The sequence below is a fragment of the Microbulbifer sp. S227A genome (assembly GCF_049800935.1).
Genome location: NZ_JBNAFZ010000027.1, coordinates 1 through 2500 on the forward strand (window position 1 = coordinate 1; position 2500 = coordinate 2500).

Below are 2500 nucleotides of genomic sequence, written 5' to 3' on the forward strand. Positions count from 1 at the left end.
GGAACTTACCCGACAAGGAATTTCGCTACCTTAGGACCGTTATAGTTACGGCCGCCGTTTACCTGGGCTTCAATTCAAGGCTCTCACCTCTCCTTTTAACCTTCAGGCACCGGGCAGGCGTCAGACCCTATACGTCGTCTTGCGACTTCGCAGAGCCCTGTGTTTTTAATAAACAGTCGCCACCCCCTGGTTTGTGCCCCCAGCCAATACTTGCGTAGAAACTGGGCCTCCTTCTCGCGAACTTACGGAGGTATTTTGCCGAGTTCCTTCAACATCGTTCTCTCAAGCGCCTTGGTATGCTCTACCAGTCCACCTGTGTCGGTTTAGGGTACGATCTAGCGGAGGGCTATTTCCAGGAACTGATCAGCGGCCTGCCCAATCCGATAAGGGCAAACAACCTTCACAATCCGTCACATCCTCCTGGCCCAGGAATATTAACCTGGTTCCCATCGACTACGCCTTTCGGCCTCGCCTTAGGGGTCGGCTTACCCTGCTCAGATTAGCTTTAAGCAGGAACCCTTGGACTTTCGGCGAGAGTGTCTCTCACACTCTTTGTCGCTACTCATGTCATCATTCTCGCTAGTGATCTCTCCACCGGATGGCTCACGCCCCGGCTTCATCGAAAGAACTTATGCTTGTGCTACCGCTTCGCTACTTGAGCACGAGGCCCAGATAACAACGCGATAATCAAGCAAAGTTCTATGTCACACTACGCTCTGCTACCATGCCTTACGGCATCCTCAGCTTCGGCTCATGGCTTGAGCCCCGTTACATCTTCGCCGCAGGACAACTTGATTAGACCAGTGAGCTGTTACGCTATCTTTAAAGGATGGCTGCTTCTAAGCCAACCTCCTGGTTGTTTTGGTCGTCCCACCTGCTTTCCCACTTAGCCATGAATTAGGGGCCTTAGCTGGAGGTCAGGGTTGTTTCCCTCTCCACTACGGACGTTAGCATCCGCAGTGTGTCTGCCATCTAGTACTCCTCGGTATTCGGAGTTTGGTTAGGATCAGTAAGCCGGTAAGGCCCCATTACCCATCCAGTGCTCTACCCCCGAGGGTATTCGGATGACGCTCTACCTAAATAGATTTCGCAGAGAACCAGCTATCTCCGAGTTTGATTGGCCTTTCACCCCTAGGCACAACTCATCCCGACCTTTTTCAACAGGTGTGGGTTCGGACCTCCAGTAAGTGTTACCTTACCTTCATCCTGGTCATGCCTAGATCACTCGGTTTCGGGTCTGATCCCACGAACTCGACGCCCTATTAAGACTCGCTTTCGCTGCGCCTACACCTAACGGCTTAAGCTTGCACGTGAGACCAAGTCGATGACCCATTATACAAAAGGTACGCTGTCAGGGCGCAAGGCCCCTCCAACTGATTGTAGGCGTTCGGTTTCAGGTACTGTTTCACTCCCCTCGTCGGGGTGCTTTTCACCTTTCCCTCACGGTACTGGTTCGCTATCGGTCAGTAAGGAGTACTTAGCCTTCGAAGGTGGTCCTCCGATCTTCAGACAGAATTTCACGTGTTCCGCCCTACTTAATACGTCCAATCATGCTTCATATACGGGACTGTCACCCTCTGTGGTTGCGCTTCCCAACGCATTCTATTCACATTCATGGCTCGGCTGGTCCCCGTTCGCTCGCCGCTACTAGGGGAGTATCAATTGATGTCCTTTCCTCCGGGTACTTAGATGTTTCAGTTCCCCGGGTTTGCCTTTATAACCCTATGTATTCAGGTCATAAATACCTGGTTATGCTCATTATTGAGAACCTTGCGGCTAACAATAACAAACATTCAGGTGGGTTCCCCCATTCAGAAATCCATGGATCAAAGCTTATTCTCAGCTCCCCATGGCTTATCGCAGAGTATCACGTCTTTCATCGCCTCTTACTGCCAAGGCATTCACCAAACGCCCTTTTCGCGCTTGATTTGATCCAGAAAAAGATAGACTTTCGTCAATCGCGGTAAGCAGAAGCTGGTAAGAAACTGCCACCCTTATTCTGAACCAAAAGCATACTTTCCCGCCTGGCTTGCGCCAGACATTGGTTCGACTTGCGTCGAACCGGGTTAGTGTACTTGACTTGGACAACTCTGTTCGTTTCGGTCGGCATACGCCTGGGCAGTCGAGGAAACAACCGCGTCAAACGCTCGCCCAAAAGGGCACCAAACCGAGATCATCCCGTTACGCCGGGCGATCAAACAGTGTTGATTGTCACTCTGAGATTGCTCTCAAAGTAACTGTATCTCTCTATACGATGTCAATTCCCGCGCATTCGCGAAGCGAACTTGCGGAAGCGATGTAGCGGATTTCCTGGGGAAATCTGCGGATCGCCTCGTCCGATTGGACGGCTAAACGCTTCATAGCGCTTAGCGATCTAATCGAAGAAGTGGTGGAGCCTAGGAGGATCGAACTCCTGACCTCCTGAATGCAAATCAGGCGCTCTCCCAGCTGAGCTAAGGCCCCACGTTGAATTTGCAGCAGCAAATTCGACGAGCGCGGA

The 2500-nt window shown here is 51.6% G+C and carries 1 tRNA gene and 1 rRNA gene; both read right to left on the reverse strand.

The window, feature by feature from the left end:
* Window positions 1–1929, reverse strand: a 23S ribosomal RNA gene (locus ACP15R_RS26010); the annotation flags it as partial.
* Window positions 1930–2387: 458 nt separating this feature from the next.
* Window positions 2388–2463, reverse strand: a tRNA-Ala gene (locus ACP15R_RS26015).
* Window positions 2464–2500: the final 37 nt, after the last annotated feature.